The sequence below is a fragment of the Streptomyces indicus genome (assembly GCF_900100315.1).
GTDB lineage: Bacteria > Actinomycetota > Actinomycetes > Streptomycetales > Streptomycetaceae > Streptomyces > Streptomyces indicus.
Window position 1 is genome coordinate 202,378 of sequence record NZ_FNFF01000002.1, and the last position, 17,690, is coordinate 220,067.

14 protein-coding genes and 3 tRNA genes are annotated in these 17,690 nt (G+C 70.2%); 7 read left to right on the forward strand and 10 right to left on the reverse strand.

Annotation, left to right across the window (positions count from 1 at the left end; genetic code table 11):
- Positions 1-11 precede the first annotated feature (11 nt).
- Entirely contained in the window at positions 12-605 is a 594-nt protein-coding gene (gene leuD / locus BLT97_RS07445; protein WP_093607969.1) for a 3-isopropylmalate dehydratase small subunit, read from the reverse strand.
- A gap of 6 nt (positions 606-611) precedes the next feature.
- On the reverse strand, positions 612-2,045 hold the full coding sequence (gene leuC / locus BLT97_RS07450; protein WP_093607970.1) for a 3-isopropylmalate dehydratase large subunit: 1,434 nt from the start codon (positions 2,043-2,045) through the stop codon (positions 612-614).
- A 186-nt stretch (positions 2,046-2,231) separates the two neighbouring features.
- On the opposite strand from leuC, the gene ndgR reads away from it, so the two are divergent.
- Positions 2,232-2,948, forward strand: coding sequence for an IclR family transcriptional regulator NdgR (gene ndgR, locus BLT97_RS07455; protein WP_026278050.1), 717 nt, complete (start codon positions 2,232-2,234; stop codon positions 2,946-2,948).
- A gap of 168 nt (positions 2,949-3,116) precedes the next feature.
- Here the strand turns inward: ndgR and BLT97_RS07460 are convergent, their stop codons facing one another.
- Positions 3,117-3,602 carry a DUF4188 domain-containing protein gene (locus tag BLT97_RS07460; protein ID WP_093607971.1) on the reverse strand — a complete coding sequence of 162 codons (486 nt, stop codon included), beginning with the start codon at positions 3,600-3,602 and terminating at the stop codon, positions 3,117-3,119.
- 85 nt (positions 3,603-3,687) lie between these two features.
- On the opposite strand from BLT97_RS07460, the gene BLT97_RS07465 reads away from it, so the two are divergent.
- Entirely contained in the window at positions 3,688-4,329 is a 642-nt protein-coding gene (locus BLT97_RS07465; RefSeq protein WP_176953709.1) for a MerR family transcriptional regulator, read from the forward strand.
- An 81-nt stretch (positions 4,330-4,410) separates the two neighbouring features.
- Here the strand turns inward: BLT97_RS07465 and BLT97_RS07470 are convergent.
- From BLT97_RS07470 to BLT97_RS07500, 7 genes are all read right to left on the reverse strand, one after another.
- Positions 4,411-4,483 (reverse strand) — tRNA-Glu (locus BLT97_RS07470).
- Between the two features lie 62 nt (positions 4,484-4,545).
- Positions 4,546-4,618: transfer RNA gene (locus tag BLT97_RS07475), tRNA-Glu, on the reverse strand.
- Positions 4,619-4,658: 40 nt separating this feature from the next.
- A tRNA-Gln gene (locus BLT97_RS07480) sits at positions 4,659-4,730 on the reverse strand.
- Between the two features lie 85 nt (positions 4,731-4,815).
- Entirely contained in the window at positions 4,816-5,538 is a 723-nt protein-coding gene (locus BLT97_RS07485; protein ID WP_245769201.1) for an HAD family hydrolase, read from the reverse strand.
- A 90-nt stretch (positions 5,539-5,628) separates the two neighbouring features.
- Positions 5,629-7,122, reverse strand: coding sequence for a glutamate--tRNA ligase (gene gltX, locus BLT97_RS07490; RefSeq protein WP_093607973.1), 1,494 nt, complete (start codon positions 7,120-7,122; stop codon positions 5,629-5,631).
- Positions 7,115-7,888: a fumarylacetoacetate hydrolase family protein gene (locus BLT97_RS07495; RefSeq protein ID WP_093607974.1), complete on the reverse strand. Its 774-nt coding sequence runs from the start codon at positions 7,886-7,888 to the stop codon at positions 7,115-7,117. Before BLT97_RS07495 ends, gltX begins: the two co-directional genes overlap by 8 nt.
- A 234-nt stretch (positions 7,889-8,122) precedes the next feature.
- Entirely contained in the window at positions 8,123-8,335 is a 213-nt protein-coding gene (locus BLT97_RS07500; protein ID WP_093607975.1) for a hypothetical protein, read from the reverse strand.
- Positions 8,336-8,911: 576 nt separating this feature from the next.
- On the opposite strand from BLT97_RS07500, the gene BLT97_RS07505 reads away from it, so the two are divergent.
- The 5 genes from BLT97_RS07505 (at position 8,912) to BLT97_RS07525 (ending at position 17,681) form a co-directional block, all read left to right on the forward strand.
- Positions 8,912-12,526: a sensor histidine kinase gene (locus BLT97_RS07505; RefSeq protein ID WP_093607976.1), complete on the forward strand. Its 3,615-nt coding sequence runs from the start codon at positions 8,912-8,914 to the stop codon at positions 12,524-12,526.
- 9 nt (positions 12,527-12,535) lie between these two features.
- A complete protein-coding gene (locus tag BLT97_RS07510) occupies positions 12,536-12,949 on the forward strand; it encodes a roadblock/LC7 domain-containing protein (RefSeq protein ID WP_176953686.1) in 414 nt (137 codons plus the stop codon).
- A 103-nt stretch (positions 12,950-13,052) separates the two neighbouring features.
- Positions 13,053-13,457 (forward strand): DUF742 domain-containing protein, encoded by a 405-nt coding sequence (locus tag BLT97_RS07515; protein WP_093607978.1) that lies wholly within the window; start codon positions 13,053-13,055, stop codon positions 13,455-13,457.
- Positions 13,438-14,022 (forward strand): GTP-binding protein, encoded by a 585-nt coding sequence (locus tag BLT97_RS07520; protein WP_093607979.1) that lies wholly within the window; start codon positions 13,438-13,440, stop codon positions 14,020-14,022. The genes BLT97_RS07515 and BLT97_RS07520 overlap by 20 nt, the downstream gene beginning before the upstream one ends.
- A gap of 398 nt (positions 14,023-14,420) precedes the next feature.
- Positions 14,421-17,681: a sensor histidine kinase gene (locus BLT97_RS07525; RefSeq protein WP_093607980.1), complete on the forward strand. Its 3,261-nt coding sequence runs from the start codon at positions 14,421-14,423 to the stop codon at positions 17,679-17,681.
- Positions 17,682-17,690: the final 9 nt, after the last annotated feature.

The window sequence follows — 17,690 nt, forward strand, 5'->3', positions numbered from 1 at the left end:
CGAATGGCCCATCACACCTGGACGGTGCGCGGCTTGTAGGCGGGGCGGCTCGTCTCGTACGCCGCGATGTCCGCCTCGTTCTGGAGGGTGATGCTGATGTCGTCCAGGCCGTTGAGCAGCCGCCAGCGGGAGTTCTCGTCCAGCTCGAAGTCGGCGGTGACGCCCTCGGCGCGCACCTGGCGCTCCTGGAGGTCGACGGTGATCTCGGCCGTCGGGTCGTTCTCGGTCAGCTCCCACAGGGCGTCCACGATCTTCTGGTCGAGGACCACGGTGAGCAGGCCGTTCTTCAGCGAGTTGCCGCGGAAGATGTCGGCGAAGCGGGAGGAGATGACCGTCTTGAAGCCGTAGTTCTGCAGGGCCCAGACGGCGTGCTCACGCGAGGAACCCGTACCGAAGTCGGGGCCGGCGACCAGGACCGTGGCGCCTTGGCGCTCCTCGCGGTTGAGGATGAACTCCGGGTCCTTGCGCCAGGCCTCGAAGAGCCCGTCCTCGAACCCGTCGCGCGTGACCTTCTTGAGCCAGTGGGCGGGGATGATCTGGTCGGTGTCGACGTTGCTGCGGCGCAGCGGGACGGCCCGGCCGGTGTGCGTGGTGAATGCTTCCATGGCTGATCAGACTCCAGCGGGCGTACGGGCGTCGGCTTCGGACAGGTCGGCGGGCGAGGCCAAGTGGCCCAGCACCGCGGTGGCGGCGGCGACCTGGGGCGAGACCAGGTGGGTGCGGCCGCCCTTGCCCTGCCGGCCCTCGAAGTTGCGGTTGGAGGTGGACGCGGAGCGCTCGCCCGGGGCGAGTTGGTCGGGGTTCATGCCCAGACACATCGAGCAGCCCGCGTGCCGCCATTCGGCGCCGGCCTCCTTGAACACCTTGTCCAGGCCCTCGGACACGGCCTGCAGACCCACACGCGCCGAACCCGGCACGATCAGCATCCGTACGCCGTCGGCGATTTTGCGGCCCTCGACGATCGCGGCGGCCGCCCGCAGGTCCTCGATACGGCCGTTGGTGCAGGAACCGACGAAGACGGTGTCCACCTTGATGTCGCGCAGCGGCTGGCCGGCCTCAAGACCCATGTACTCCAGGGCCTTCTCGGCCGCCAGGCGCTCCGAAGCGTCTTCGTACGAAGCCGGGTCGGGGACGTTGGCCGACAGGGGCGCGCCCTGGCCGGGGTTGGTGCCCCAGGTGACGAACGGCGAGAGTTCCTCGGCCTTGATGACGACCTCGGCGTCGAACACCGCGTCCTCGTCGGTCTTCAGGGTCTTCCAGTACGCGACGGCGGCGTCCCAGTCCTCGCCCTTCGGGGCGTGGTCGCGGCCCTTGATGTACTCGAAGGTGGTCTCGTCGGGGGCGATCATGCCCGCGCGGGCACCGGCCTCGATCGACATGTTGCAGATGGTCATGCGGGCTTCCATCGAGAGCTTCTCGATGGCGGGGCCGCGGTATTCGAGGATGTAGCCCTGGCCGCCGCCCGTGCCGATCTTCGCGATGATGGCCAGGATCAGGTCCTTCGCCGTGACGCCCTCGGGCAGTTCGTCGCCCTCGACCGTGATGGCCATCGTCTTCGGACGCGCCAGCGGCAGCGTCTGCGTGGCCAGCACGTGCTCCACCTGCGAGGTGCCGATGCCGAACGCCAGGGCGCCGAAGGCACCGTGGGTGGAGGTGTGGGAGTCACCGCACACGACGGTGGTGCCCGGCTGGGTCAGGCCCAGCTGCGGTCCCACCACGTGCACGACGCCCTGCTCGACGTCGCCCAGGGAGTGCAGCCGTACGCCGAAGTCCGCGCAGTTCTTGCGCAGCGTCTCCAGCTGGGCGCGGGACACGGGGTCCGCGATCGGCTTGTCGATGTCGAGGGTGGGGGTGTTGTGGTCCTCGGTCGCGATGGTGAGGTCGAGGCGCCGCACCTGCCGGCCGCTCTTGCGGAGGCCGTCGAAGGCCTGCGGGCTGGTCACCTCGTGCAGCAGGTGCAGATCGATGTAGAGGAGGTCGGGCTCGCCCTCGGCGCGCCGGACGACGTGGTCGTCCCAGACCTTCTCCGCGAGTGTCCTACCCATCGCTTTCCCTCCGGCCGGCCACCAGTGCCCGGCTCAACTAGAGATGTGTGACGGCTACGTCCGTTCCCCACGTGCCGGACGTCCGCCGCCTGACCCGCTGGTCCCCGGGCCGTCGTCCGTACAGGGTGGCAAGTTCCCGGGAAATTTGAACTTGCGTTTCACAGAGTGAGACGCGAATATCGACGCATGGACAACTCTAGCGGCGTCGGCGTTCTCGACAAGGCGGCTCTGGTCTTGAGCGCCCTGGAGTCCGGTCCGGCCACCCTCGCAGGGCTGGTCGCGGCGACAGGACTGGCACGACCCACGGCACACCGCCTTGCCGTGGCCCTTGAGCACCACCGCATGGTGGCGCGTGACATGCAGGGCCGTTTCATTCTCGGCCCCCGGCTCGCGGAGCTCGCGGCGGCGGCCGGCGAGGACCGCCTGCTCGCGACCGCGGGACCGGTGCTCACGCACCTGCGCGACGTGACGGGCGAGAGCGCCCAGCTCTACCGCCGCCAGGGCGACATGCGCATCTGCGTGGCCGCGGCCGAGCGCCTGTCCGGCCTGCGGGACACCGTCCCGGTCGGCTCCACGCTCACCATGAAGGCAGGCTCCTCCGCGCAGATCCTGATGGCCTGGGAGGAGCCGGAGCGCCTGCACCGCGGCCTCCAGGGCGCCCGCTTCACGGCCACGGCGCTTTCGGGCGTACGCCGCCGGGGCTGGGCCCAGTCCATCGGCGAGCGCGAGCCGGGCGTGGCCTCGGTCTCGGCGCCCGTACGCGGTCCGTCCAACCGCGTGGTCGCGGCCGTCTCGGTCTCCGGCCCCATCGAGCGCCTGACCCGGCACCCGGGCCGGATGCACGCCCAGGCCGTCATCGACGCGGCCGCCCGCCTCTCCGAGGCGCTGCGCCGCTCGGGCTGAGCCCCGCCCCCGCATGAAGGAGGGCCCGCCTCAACGCCGCGGCGGACCCTCCGAGTTGGCGCCCACCGTCCATGAGCGCCCCTGCTTCCCGTACGACCTCTCGACCTCTCGAAGCTCTGGAAGCTCGCGAACTCCCGAAGCTCGCGAACTCCCGAAGAACGAAATCTCTCAGACCGCCTTCAGCCGGTCGGCCGCGCGATCCCCGCGACGGGCGACCGGCTGAGTGCCGTGTGCGGCACCGAGGCCGAACTCCGGCATGTTGACGTAGATGCTCTCGTAGCCGCCGGCCGGCACCAGATACGTCTCGTGCCAAATCCCCACCGCCCCACCGGAGTTGCGCGCCGCCTTGTTGTACGCGCCCCAGGCCGGCCGGTGCTTCTTGTCCGCGGCGGAGACGTAGGCCAGGAGCTTCTCCTTCGACTCCCAGTACTGGACGATGTACGGCACGCGCGGGCCGGCGAACATCAGCCGGTAGCCGAGCAGTCCGGACTCCTTGTCCTCGGACAGCTCGCGCAGCATGCCCGGCATGGCCAGGAAGACGGGCAGCCAACGGCGCACCGCCCGCCACTTGTTGATGCGCATCCCGATGTGGAACACGACGATGTCGCCCTCGGCGGCCGCGGTCCTGCGCTCGGTGATCACTTCGGTGCTCATGAGGTCCCCTCCTCCATGAGTGTTGGATAGCGTCGCTATCCATGTTTAGATAGTGCCACTCTCCAATGAAGGGCGCAAGGGCGACATGAAGCTCTCGGAACTGAGCGAGCAGAGCGGCGTCTCGACCGCCACGATCAAGTACTACCTGCGCGAGGGCCTGCTGCAGCCGGGCCGCCGGATCACGGCCACCCAGGCCGAGTACGGCGAGGAGCACCTGCGCCGGTTGCGGCTCGTGCGCGCGCTGATCCAGGTGGGCCGGGTCCCGGTGAGCACGACCCGCGAGGTGATCGCCGCACTCGCCGACGACTCCCTCGACCAGCACAGCCGGATCGGCGTCGCGGTCGAGGCACTCCCCCACGCGCCCCTGCCGGAGGAGGACGACCCGGCGACCGAACGCGCCCGCCACGAGGTGGCGAAGCTCTTCGAGCAGCTGGACTGGGACGACTCCCGTGGCGCCGGGCCGAGTTCACCGGCTTACGGGACGCTCGTGACCGCGGTGGCGGCCCTGACGCGGCTCGGATATCCGTGCGGCATCGAGGAGTTGCTGCCGTACGCCCGCACCGCCGCCCAACTGTCGGTCACCGAGCTGGACTTGGTGGCGCGCTTCCCGGACGAGGAGCGGGTGGAGGCCGCGGTCGCGCTCACGGTCCTGTACGAGCCGGTGCTGCTCAGCCTGCGCCGGCTCGCGGAGACGGATGAATCCGGGCGGCGGTTCATGAGTACTTAGCCCGAAACGGCCGGGACCGGGAAACCGAAGCCGGAAAACACGGAATCCCCTTTCCCGGAGGAAAGGGGATTCCGTTTCGTGTACCCCCGACCGGATTCGAACCGGCGCTACCGCCTTGAGAGGGCGGCGTGCTAGGCCGCTACACAACGGGGGCCCTAGCGATCCTGCATTGAGGTCAGTGGGTGCGACCCGAACTGTCCTCACGGGAAGGATCTGTACCCCCGACCGGATTCGAACCGGCGCTACTGCCTTGAGAGGGCAGCGTGCTAGGCCGCTACACAACGGGGGCTTTGCGGATCATGATCCGCGGTGCAGATGAGCTCTGCGAGCTGGCCTACCTGGACTCGAACCAAGACTAACTGAACCAGAATCAGTCGTGCTGCCAATTACACCATAGGCCATCAAAACGCAACCCCTGGCCGGGATCTTGTTCTGTGTTCTGCGCCTCTCCCGGGGTTCCCCCTCGTTCGCGGCGCAGGAAGAACATTACCCGAAGGAGTCCGGCGCTCCAAAACGGGTATTGCCTGCCAGCACCCCGGGGAGCTCCTCCAGGCTCCTGATACGCAGGAGTTCACTCCTGCCGCCCAGGCCCGCGCGGTCCAGCCAGATCCCCAGGAGTCCCGCCTCGACGGCTCCCCGGGCATCGGTGTCGGGCTGGTCGCCCACGTACGCCACCTCGTGCGGCGCGAGCCCCATCGCCTCGCACGCGGCATGGAAGGCGGCCGCCTCCGGCTTGGCCACGCCCAGTTCAGCGGCGCACAGGACGGCCTCGAAGCGGTCGCGCACGCCGAGGGTACGCAGCTTGCGGTCCTGGTTGAGGAGCGAGGAGTTGGAGAGGATGCCGTGCCGGTAGGCGCCGGCGAGGGCGTCGAGCGCGGGGAGCGTGTCGGGGAAGAGCGACCAGGCGGCCTCGTAGTGACCGAGATAACGCTCGAACCAGTTGTCCGCCTCGGCGTCGGAGAGCTGCTCGCCGGTGAAGGCCCGCACGCGGTCGCGGCGCTGCCCCTCCCAGTCGACGAGCCCCGCCTCGAAGCGGGCCCAGTGCTCGCGCGTGATCCGCTTCCAGTCGTCGAGGGTGCGGGTGGTGAGGCCCTCGGCCGTCAGGTGGGCCTGCATGCCGAGGGAGTCGGCCGAGGCGTAGTCGAAGATCGTGTCGTCGATGTCCCAGACGATGGCCTTGATCATGCGGTCGTCGCGGTGGGTGGGCATGGGCCCGAACGTACGCGAAAGGCCCGGAAACCGTGGCGGTTCCGGGCCTTTCGGCGACTTATCGCTTATGCGCCTCGTCCAGGAGTCGGCTCAGGCGGCGAGCTTCGCCAGGGCCGCGTCGATGCGGGCCAGGCTCTTGTCCTTGCCGAGGATCTCCAGGGACTCGAAGAGCGGCAGGCCGACGGTGCGGCCGGTGACCGCGACGCGGACCGGGGCCTGGGCCTTGCCGAGCTTGAGGCCGTGCTCCTCGCCGGCGGCCAGGACCGCGTTCTTGAGGGACTCCGGGTCCGACCAGTCGGCCGCTTCGAGCTTGGCGCGGGCCGTGGTGAGCAGCGCGACCGGGTCGCCCTTCATGGCCTTGGTCCAGGAGGCCTCGTCCTCGACCGGCTCCTTCAGGAACAGGAAGTCGACGTTGGCCGTGATGTCCGAGAGGACCTGGAGGCGGGTCTGGGCGTGCGGGGCGATGGCCTCCCACTTCGCCTGGTCGAAGTCCTCGGGGGCCCAGTTGGCGTGCGGGGCCTTCAGCCAGGGCTCGCAGGCGGCCGTGAAGGACGCGACGTCGAGCATGCGGATGTGGTCGGCGTTGATCGCCTCGGCCTTCTTCAGGTCGAAGCGGGCCGGGTTGGCGTTCACGTCCGCGATGTCGAACTTCTCGATCAGCTCGGCGACCGTGAAGACGTCCTTGTCCGCGGAGAACGACCAGCCCAGGAGGGAGAGGTAGTTGAGGAGGCCCTCGGGCAGGAAGCCGCGCTCGCGGTAGAGGTTCAGCGAGGCCTGCGGGTCGCGCTTGGAGAGCTTCTTGTTGCCCTCGCCCATCACATACGGGAGGTGGCCGAAGGCCGGGATCGTCTTGGCGTAGCCGAGCTCGATCAGGGCCTTGTAGAGCGCGATCTGGCGGGGGGTCGAGGAGAGCAGGTCCTCGCCGCGCAGGACGTGGGTGATCTCCATGGCCGCGTCGTCGACGGGGTTCACCAGGGTGTACAGCGGGGCGCCGTTGGCGCGCACGATGCCGTAGTCCGTGACGTTCTCCGCCTGGACGGTGATCTCGCCGCGCACCAGGTCGGTGAAGGTGGTGGCCTCGTCGGGCATGCGGAAGCGGATGATGTGGCTGCGGCCCTCGGCCTCGTACGCCTGGATCTGCTCGGCGCTCAGGTCGCGGCACTGCCCGTCGTAGCCGGAGGGCTTGCCGGCGGCGCGGGCGGCCTCGCGGCGGGCGTCCAGCTCCTCGGTGGTGCAGTAGCAGGGGTACGCGAAGCCGCCGGCGACCAGCTTGTCCGCGACCTCCTTGTAGAGGTCCATGCGCTGCGACTGGCGGTAGGGGGCGTGCGGGCCGCCCACCTCGGGGCCTTCGTCCCAGGTCAGGCCGAGCCAGCGCATCGAGTCGAGCAGCTGCTCGTACGACTCCTCGGAGTCGCGGGCCGCGTCGGTGTCCTCGATGCGGAAGACCATGGTGCCGCCGTTGTGCCGGGCGAAGGCCCAGTTGAACAGGGCGGTGCGGACCAGGCCCACGTGCGGGTTGCCGGTCGGCGAGGGACAGAAGCGGACGCGGATGCTTGCGTCCGTGCCGTCAGGGGAGTTAGCCACGCTTGATCACCTTGTTGGTGAGAGTGCCGATGCCTTGGATGGTGACGGCGACCTCGTCGCCGACGTTGAGGGGGCCGACGCCCGCGGGGGTGCCGGTCAGGATGACGTCGCCCGGGAGCAGGGTCATCGCCTCGGTGATGTTGACGATCAGATCCTCGATGGAGTGGATCATCTGGCTCGTCGAGCCGAGCTGGCGCTGCTCGCCGTTGACCGTGCATTGGATCGCGAGGTCGCTCGGGTCGAGTTCGGTCTCGACCCACGGGCCGATCGGGCAGGAGCTGTCGAAGCCCTTGGCCCGGGCCCACTGCTTCTCGCGCTTCTGCACGTCGCGGGCCGTGACGTCGTTGGCGCAGGTGTAGCCGAAGATGACGTCCTTGACGCGCTCGCGCGGGACCTCGCGGCACATGCGGCCGATGACGACGGCGAGCTCGGCCTCGTGGTGCAGCTCGTTCGAGAAGCCCGGGTACTCGATGGGGTCGCCGTCGCCGACCATCGACGTGGTCGGCTTGAAGAAGGCGAACGGGGCGTCGGGCACCTCGTTGCCGAGCTCCTTGGCGTGCTCCGCGTAGTTGCGGCCGAACGCCACGATCTTGTTGCCGATCACGGGCGGAAGGAGGCGGACCTTGGCGAGCGGCACCTTGACGCCGCTGAGCTCGAAGTCCGCGTACGGGATGCCCTTGATGATGTCGAGCACGAGGCCGTCGGGGCCTTCCTCGACCGCGCCGAAGGCGACATTGCCGTCGATGGAGAATCTGGCGATGCGCACGGATGCCTCTTGATTCCTGCTGGGGAGCTGCGACCGGGGTCCTTGCGGAGCCGGTGGTCGCGACCTGGGATCGTTGAGGCTTCAGGCTAACGCGATCGGACTGCTGCGGGCTCGCCGATAACGTCCGGTGCGAGCCCGCGGCAGGGTGCCGTGCAAAGGGCGCCTGTGCGGCGGCCGCTTCGGCGACTGCGCGGCGGCCGCTCGGTGACTGCCGGGCGGCCGCGTCGGAGACGGTTACTTGGCGACCGCGTCCGCGACGGTGATCACCACGGGCTCCGGGGTGGCCGGGGCGTTCTGCAGAACCGTGCGGCGGGGGTTGGCCGTGTTGGTGGGCAGCTCCGTGGTGTGCTCGGCGGGCTGGAGCCCGTCGAGGTCCGTCGCGTCCGCGAGGTGCGCCAGGGTGGTGCGGCGCGGGTTGGCTATACGGAACATCGGAGTCGTCTTCACGGCTGAACTGACCTCTGGTCTCTGGTGGTCTCTGCTGGCGTACATGGCCGCTTGTCGAACAGGCCATCCCTGTAAAGCGTCAGGCTAAACATGCACATTCCTTGCGGTGGCGGGTTCCAGCCGTGATCAGCATGTGAGTTTGCTCACCAGGGTGCGGACGAATCGGGCATACGGGCACCCCAACTCCGCGCCACGGAACGGACATTCCGTAGCTGAAGCCATCATTCCGATTCTGATCATGGCGACTGGGACACCCCCGCCCCGTAAGCAGTTCACTGCCATATGTCCGCTATGCAGCGGATCCCGCTCTACGCCTTGTGACCCTCTCCTCACGTGGCGTCACGCAGGTCACGGCCCGATACCTGGCCCTTGTTGGAGATCCGGCACTGTGCTGGAATTCCCGGGACCGCCGCGGGTATGAGCCGGCGCGCATGGCGCAACGCAGCGTCGAGCGGCGGTGGGAAAAGGGGGAAGACGCGCCGGTCACTGACGACCACCGGGGCATTTCGCTCCACAACGCCGACACCGTCCCACCGTCTACGCGGGGGGACGCCTGGTCCAGAGGTTGCGACGCTAGTGCAGGGACGTTTCAAGAGGGACGGCTCGGGGTCTCCCCAGGGCCGCCAGACCGGAGGGGTGGCCGAGCCGGAGCTGCGCGGCGGGACCGGCCCCACCCCAGGCAACTCCGCACCCCCGCACGCCTCGGGCTCCTCACCGGCCGGTGACACCGAGCGGCCCACGGGCGGTGCCTCGGCAGGAGGTCCGACCACCCCTGCCCCGGGCAGCCGGACCCCCAAGGGTCCCGGCCCCCGGATAGCCCTGCGCAACTGGCGTATCTCCACCCGTCTCGTCTCGCTGCTCGCCCTGCCCGTGGTCGCGGCCACGTCGCTCGGTGCGCTGCGGATCAACGAGTCGATGGACGAGATCGAGCAGCTCGACAACATGAAGCTGCTCACGGAGATGACCAAGAGCGCCACCGAGCTGGCCAACGCGCTCCAGGAGGAGCGGGACAAGTCGGCCGGTCCGCTGTCGACCGGGACCTCCCTCAAGGCCACGGAGATCGTCGGCCTGCAGGACCGGACCCGGTCCGAGCAGGAGCAGTTCCTGAAGGCCACCATCGGCCTCAACGAAGAGCGGGACGACCCGGCGCTCAAGGCGATCCGGCAGGACCTGACGCAGATCGCGCAGCAGCTCGCGGACCTCAAGGACATCCGCAGGGACGCGTACCAGGGCGATGCCCCGAGCTCACAGACGATCCAGCGCTACAACCGTCTGATCGAGCAGCTCCTGGACCTCTCCCGCGACATGGCGCTCGCGACCAGCAACCCGGAGATCATCCAGCGCACGCGCATCCTCTCCGCCTTCTCCTCCGCCAAGGAGTACGCGTCGATCCAGCGCGCCGTCATCGCGGCCGCGCTCCCGGACAACGACAGCAAGCGCGGCGAGATCTCCGACACCGACCGCCTCTACGGCTACGCGGCCTTCGACAGCGAGACGGCCGCCCGCAACAGCGTGTCCCGCGCGTACGAGGACGCCGGCGGCGACGCCAGCGAGCTGATGCGGACGCTCGAGGACGGCCCCGCGGACATCGAGGAGTCCGAGGCCTACGCGAAGCGCGTCCTCGAGAGCTCCAAGGGCATGAAGAACGAGGCGCCCCGCTCGTACCGCGACTGGACCGACCAGGCCGACACCAAGATCGGCAACATGCGCCTCATCGAGACGCAGCTGCTCAACGAGATGGAGCAGGAGGCCCGCAAGCTCCGTAACGAGTCCGAGCAGTCCGCCATCCTCAACGGTGCGATCATCCTGCTCGTCCTCGGCATCTCGCTGATCGGCGCGTTCGTCGTGGCGCGGTCCATGATCCGCTCGCTGCGCCGGCTCCAGGACACCGCGACCAAGGTCGCCCAGGACCGGCTGCCCGAGCTGGTCAAGCAGCTCTCGGAGGCCGACCCGCAGGACGTCGACACCTCCGTCGAGTCCGTCGGTGTGCACTCCCGGGACGAGATCGGCCAGGTGGCCGCGGCCTTCGACGACGTGCACCGCGAGGCCGTCCGCCTCGCCGCCGAGCAGGCCCTCCTGCGGGGCAACGTCAACGCGATGTTCACCAACCTCTCGCGCCGTTCGCAGGGCCTCATCCAGCGTCAGCTCTCGCTCATCTCCGAGCTGGAGTCGCGCGAGGCCGACCCGGACCAGCTGTCCTCGCTGTTCAAGCTCGACCACCTCGCGACCCGCATGCGCCGTAACGGTGAGAACCTCCTCGTTCTCGCCGGTGAAGAGCCCGGCCGCCGCTGGACCCGCCCGGTTCCGCTGGTCGACGTGCTCCGCGCCGCCGCCTCCGAGGTGGAGCAGTACGAGCGCATCGAACTGGCCGCGGTGCCCGCGACCGAGGTCGCCGGCCGCGTGGTCAACGACCTCGTGCACCTGCTCGCCGAGCTGCTCGAGAACGCCACCTCGTTCTCCTCGCCGCAGACCAAGGTCAAGGTGACCGGTCACGCGCTGCCCGACGGGCGCGTCCTGATCGAGATCCACGACACCGGTATCGGTCTGTCGCCCGAGGACCTCGCGGCGATCAACGAGCGGCTCGCCTCGCCGCCCACCGTGGACGTCTCGGTCTCGCGCCGCATGGGTCTGTTCGTGGTCGGCCGTCTGTCGCAGCGCCACGGCATCCGTATCCAGCTGCGTCCCTCGGACTCCGGCGGTACGACCGCGCTCGTCATGCTGCCCGTCGATGTCGCCCAGGGCGGCAAGAAGGCCCCGGCCTCGCCGGGTGCCGGCGCGGGCGGCGGCGGGATAGCCCAGGCCGCGGCGGGCGCCGCGGCCGCGCGTCAGCAGACTTCGAACAACGGGCAGTCGGGCCGGCTCGCCGCTCCCCCGCAGCGCGGCCAGGTCGCGGGCTCCGGTCCGCGGGCGGCGCTGCCCGGCCGCGACGGCGGTCCGGCCGCGCCGCGGCCCACCGCACCTCAGGCGGGCGGCACCGGCGGCAACGCCTTCGGCGGTCCGCGCGGCGGTGCTGCCCCGGCAGCCGGCCAGGGCGGCCGTGGTCCCGGCCAGCCGGCCGGTGCCCAGCAGCCCGCGGCTCCGCAGCCGCAGCGCGCGCAGGGCGGCCAGGGTGCGCAGGGCGACGGCCGTCAGCTGCCGCCCAAGGGCGGTCCGCGTGCCGAGCTGCCCGGCGGCAACCCCCAGGCCCGTACGCCCAGTTGGGGCAAGGACATTCCGCAGGAGCACCCGCGCGGGCACGAGGAGCCGGAGACCACCGGTCGCTTCGGGCGTCCGGGCGCCGGCCGGGACGACCGCCAGGGCCCGGGCTCCACGGCCCAGTTCGACCGCCCCGACTTCAACGGGCCGCGTCCGGCCGGGATACCCAACCCGCCCGTGCCGCAGCGTCCGCAGGGCCAGGACACCGGCCAGTTCGCGCGCCCCCAGGCGCAGGACACCACCGGTCAGTTCGCCCGGCCCCAAGGCCCCGGCGCCACCGGCCAGTTCGCCCAGCCCGGCCAGCAGGGTCAGCCCGGGCAGCACAGTCAGCAGGGTCAGCCCGGCTCGCAGGGCCAGCCCGCGCAGCCGCGCGGCGCACGGGACACCGCCGACTTCGGCATCCCGCGGCCGCCGGCCCAGCGCCCTGGTCAGCAGCCCGTGCCGCCGCAGGCCGTCCCCCCGCAGCCGGTCCCGCCGCAGCAGCAGGTGCAGCCCGCTCCGCAGCAGGCCGACAGCGACGCGTGGGCCCTGCCGCCGGCGAGCGGTCCCGGCGACGGCCGTACCCCGCTGTACGACACGCTGGAGACCAACTGGTTCCGCGGCGGTCCGCAGGGTCAGCAGGCGCAGCAGCAGTCCGCGCAGCAGGACCAGGGTCCGGCGCAGGCTCCCGTGCCGCCCCGCCCCCAGCAGAACCCTGCCGGTCCGGCGTGGCGCAACTCCCCCAACGACGAACTCGTCCGTCAGGCCGAGCGGGTGCGTCAGCCCTCCGCGGGCGGCGTCACCACCTCCGGTCTGCCGCGCCGTGTGCCGCGCGCCAACCTTGTGGCGGGCACGGCCGAACAGCAGCAGCACCAGGGCGGGCCGCAGGTGTCCCGCCGTCCCGACGATGTCCGTGGACGCCTGACGAATCTGCGTCGGGGCATCCAGCAGGGCCGGCAGGCGGGCTCCGGCGACACCGGTACCTTCCCCAGCCCTTCTCACCAGCAGGAGCGATAGTTGAGTCCGATGAGCCAGGCGGCACAGAACCTGAACTGGTTGATCACCAACTTCGTGGACAACACCCCCGGGGTGTCGCACACGGTGGTGGTCTCGGCCGACGGTCTGCTGCTCGCCCTGTCCGAGGGTTTCCCGCGTGACCGCGCCGACCAGCTGGCGGCGGTCGCCTCCGGCCTGACCTCGCTGACCGCGGGCGCGTCGAGGATCTTCGAGGGCGGGAACGTCGCCCAGACCGTGGTGGAGATGGAGCGCGGCTTCCTCTTCCTCATGTCGATCTCCGACGGCTCCTCGCTCGCCGTACTCGCCCACCCCGAGGCGGACATCGGCCTCGTCGGGTACGAGATGGCACTGCTCGTCGACCGCGCCGGCACGGTCCTCACCCCGGACCTGCGCGCGGAGCTCCAGGGCAGCCTGCTGCACTGACGGCGCCCACCCGAACCGTACGACCCGTCCGGCCGCCCCCCGCGATCCCCCCACCGGCCACATCAGACGGCACTGACAACTTGCTGTCCCGCCCGGAGGATTCATGACCCCGCCCACCGCCTCTCACGATCCGTACGGCGCCCAGGCCGACTACGGCATGGAGGCAGAGCAGCCGCTGGTGCGCCCGTATGCCATGACGGGCGGCCGGACCCGGCCGCGCTACCAGCTGGCCATCGAGGCCCTGGTGAGCACCACGGCCGATCCGATGCAGCTGCAGGGTCTGCTCCCCGAGCACCAGCGGATCTGCCATCTGTGCCGCGAGGTCAAGTCGGTGGCGGAGGTCTCGGCGCTGCTCACCATGCCGCTGGGAGTGGCCCGGATCCTGGTCGCCGACCTGGCCGAGGCCGGGTTCGTGGCCATCCACCAGCCGGGCGGCGACGAGAACGCCGGCGGCCAGCCTGACGTAACACTGCTCGAGAGGGTGCTCAGTGGACTTCGCAAGCTCTAGCGGCGAGGCCGTACGTTCCGCCACCACCAGCGCGAAGATCGTGGTGGCGGGCGGCTTCGGCGTGGGCAAGACCACGTTCGTCGGCTCCGTCTCGGAGATCAACCCGCTGCGTACCGAGGCCGTGATGACCTCGGCCTCGGCCGGCATCGACGACCTGACCCACACCGGGAACAAGTCGACCACCACGGTGGCCATGGACTTCGGCCGCATCACGCTGGACCAGGACCTGATCCTGTACCTGTTCGGTACGCCGGGTCAGGACCGCTTCTGGTTCATGTGGGACGACCTGGTGAAGGGTGCGATCGGCGCCGTGGTGCTCGTGGACACCCGCCGGCTCGCGGACTGCTTCCCGGCGGTGGACTACTTCGAGAACTCCGGGCTGCCTTTCGTCATCGCGCTCAACGGATTCGACGGCCACCAGCCGTACCAGCCGGACGAAGTGCGTGAAGCGCTCCAGATCGGACCCGACACCCCGATCATCACGACGGACGCGCGACACCGTGCGGATGCGAAGTCCGCGCTGATCACGCTGGTCGAGCATGCGCTGATGGCACGGTTGAAGTAGTCGCCCGCAGACGCCAAGTGCTCCTGGACATACGGAAGTTGTCGTATGTTGCCGTGAGACCTGTGTGAGCACTCTGTGTCGTTTGACACGATCCGCCCGTGTGTTCATAACGTTTCGACAGAGAATTCCGGGCCCTCCGACACCGCGTGCTGTCACTCGGTACCGCTGCGCTCACAAGAGCCCCGCCATTTGGCGGGGCTCGCTCTTTATGTCGGTTTTACGTGAGGCGCAGATCACCCGGAATCATTTCTTCCGAACGTTTGGAATCGCCTGCGCTGACGTGCTGGAATGCGCTGAACTGCCCAGTAGTAGCGGGCTGAACGAACTGCCCCGTACCCGGGCCGGAAGACGACAGCGGCACAGCGTAGGTGTGCCGACGCCGAGAGGTTGTTGGTCGAGTGAGGCGAAGCAAGAACAGTCCCGAGCCGTCGGCGCGGGGCAACTTCACCCCGCCCCAGCGGGAGGCCGTGGCTCCCGCGCCCATGCCGGGCAACGACCCCGCGCCGGCCGGCGGCGGGGGACGGCTGTCCCCGCGCAACTGGCGTGTGCCCGTACGCCTGAACGCGATCCTCCTCATACCCGCGCTCGTCGCCCTCGTCATGGGCGGCTTCCAGGTGAAGGGGTCCATCGACACCTGGTCCGAGGCGCAGGACGCGGAGAAGACCGCACTCGTGGTGCGCGCGGCCGCCGACTACAGCCAGGCGCTGCTGAACGAGCGTGACCTGTCCGCGCCCGACCTGCTCCAGAGCAAGGGCGAGACCGACCAGGTCAAGAAGCTCAGGGACGCCACCGCCGAGGCCAAGGCGAAGTTCGACGCCGCCGTCGCGGACATGCCCGCCAACGCCGGCCTCGAGCGCCGCCTCAAGCTCTTCCAGGCCAACGAGGGCAAGCTCGCCGACGTACGCAAGAAGGCCTACACGCGGTCCCAGGACCCGCTGAAGACCGAAGAGGCGTACACCGACATCCAGCACTTCCTGATGGAGTTCGCCAACGAGCTCAGCCTCGGGTCGGGCAACGTGACGAGCTACGGCCGTACCGTCTACGCCGTCTCGCTCGCCAAGGCCTCCGCCTCGCTCCAGCGCTCCATCGGTACGCACATCCTCGTCCGCCCGAGCCAGAACCCGAAGGTCCTGACCGAGCAGCTGCGGCAGCTCAGCACGTACCGCTACCTGGAGAGCATCGCCATCGGCGAGTACGTCTCCGGCGGTTCGGAGGAGGACGTCGCGGCCCTCGAGTCCGAGATGGCCAAGCAGCAGAAGGCCACCGGCGTGGAGGCGGACGGCGACACCGGCCTGCAGAGCCGCCAGTACAGCGCCCTGCCGGCCATGGACATCACGCTGACGAAGATGGCCGCGGCCTTCCAGTCCGACGACCCGCGCGGCGCCCTCCAGAAGGACGGCATCAACGCCAAGGTCTGGCTGGAGCTCGGCACCGCCAAGATGGACGGCTACGGCGCCGTCGAGACCGACCTCATCGACAAGGCCGTGTCCGACGCCGCGCAGATCTCCTCCGACGCCAAGACCGACGCGTACGTCAACGGCGCGATCGTGGTCGCCGCCCTGCTCGCCGCGTTCATCATCGCCGGGCTCATGGCCCGCCAGATGTCCCGCTCGATGCGCCGCCTGCGCACCGCCGCCTTCGACGTGGCCGAGCAGCGCCTGCCGATGCTCGTCGACCAGCTCTCGCGCACCGAGCCCGGCCGGGTCGACACCCGCGTGCAGCCCATCCCGATCTCGTCCACCGACGAGATCGGCGAGGTCGCCCGCGCCTTCGACCAGGTGCACCGCGAGGCCGTACGACTCGCCGCCGAGCAGGCTCTGCTCCGGGGCAACATCAACGCGATCTTCACCAACCTGTCGCGCCGCAACCAGTCGCTGATCGAGGGCCAGTTGACCCTGATCACCGACCTGGAGAACAACGAGGCCGACCCGGACCAGCTGGAGAACCTCTTCCGCCTGGACCACCTCGCGACCCGTATGCGCCGCAACGGCGAGAACCTCCTGGTCCTCGCCGGCGAGGAGCCGGGCCGCCGCTGGGACCAGCCGGTCCCGCTGGTCGACGTGCTGCGCGCCGCCTCCTCCGAGGTGGAGCAGTACGAGCGCATCGAGCTCACCGGCGTCCCGGAGGCCGAGATCCACGGCCGCGCCGTGACCGACCTCGTGCACCTGCTCGCCGAGCTCCTGGAGAACGCCACCACGTTCTCCTCGCCGCAGACCAAGGTGCGCGTCACCGCGACCCGTCTGCCGGACGGCCGCGTGATGATCGAGATCCACGACAAGGGCATCGGCCTGACCGCCGAGGACTTCGCGGACATCAACCACAAGCTGGCCAACCCGCCGACCGTGGACGCCGCGATCTCCCAGCGCATGGGCCTGTTCGTGGTCGGCCGCCTGGCGGACCGGCACGGTGTCCGCGTCCAGCTGCGCCCCTCGGGCGAGCAGGCCGGCACGACCTCGCTCGTCATGCTCCCGGACGTCATCACCCACGGTGGCGGCGGCTCCGAGGTGCCCGAGAGCGAGTTCACCGTCTCGCAGATGATCCCGCAGCAGCAGTCGTACGAGACCGGTGGCCCCGCGCCGCTGCGCACCGCCGCCGAACTCGGCTTCGACGACAGCCGCTACGAGCAGCAGGCGCTCAGCGACGAGGCCGTGCGCGAGCTCGACCCGGTGGGCCGCTCGCTGATGCGCGAGGAGCGCCGCGCCGCGCTCGAGGCGCAGGCGGCCGACCAGAACGGCCGTCCGCTCTTCCGCGACGAGGTCGGGCAGGACGGTTACGACCAGCAGGGTGCGTACCCGCAGCAGGACGGTTACCCGGGCGAGCAGGGCTACGCGGACCAGGGCGCCTACGCCCAGAGCCAGAACGGCTACGACCAGCAGGACGCGTACGAGCCGGTACCGCAGGGTGCGTACGCGCAGCAGGACGGCTACCAGGACACCGGCTATGCGGAACCCGGTTACGCGGACCGGTCCGGCGCGCAGCAGGACGGCTACGGCGACTACAACGGGCAGGCCGACTGGCAGAACCAGGGCGGCTACCAGGAGCAGTACGCGGACGGCTACGGAGCCGAAGCGGAATCTGCTCCGGACGCTCCCGCGGCCGACCGCGACGGCGTAGGCTTCGACGGGCCGGGCACCGCGGGTCCCTCGCCGAGCGTCGTCCACGAGACGACCGAAGCGGGCCTGCCGCGCCGCGGCACCGCCGGCGGTGGCAACGGCCAGCAGTGGCAGGGCGGTTCGGACCGGCCCCAGGACCAGGGCGCACTGCCCCAGCGTCCGCTCGCGGGCGGTCCGCAGCCGAGCGCTCCGCAGGCCGACGGCGGCTCGGAGTCGCGCGGTCTGCTGGCTGGCGGCAGCGGCAGCGGCAGCGACGACTGGCAGTCCGCCAACGACGTGCGCTGGCAGCGGGCCGAGCAGCTCAAGCAGCCGCGGGCGGGCGGGGTCACCTCCTCCGGCCTCCCGCGCCGGGTCCCCCGTGCCAATCTGGTCGAGGGCACCGCGGAACAGACCCCGCAGGGCGGCCCCCAGGTCTCCCGCGCCCCCGAGGACGTCCGGGGCAGGCTGAGCAACCTGCGCCGCGGCGTGCAGCGTGGGCGGGACGCAGGCAATGAGACGAACGGCCAGGGCTTCGGCTCCGGCAGCAACTACAACCAGGAGCGTTAGTGTGAGCCC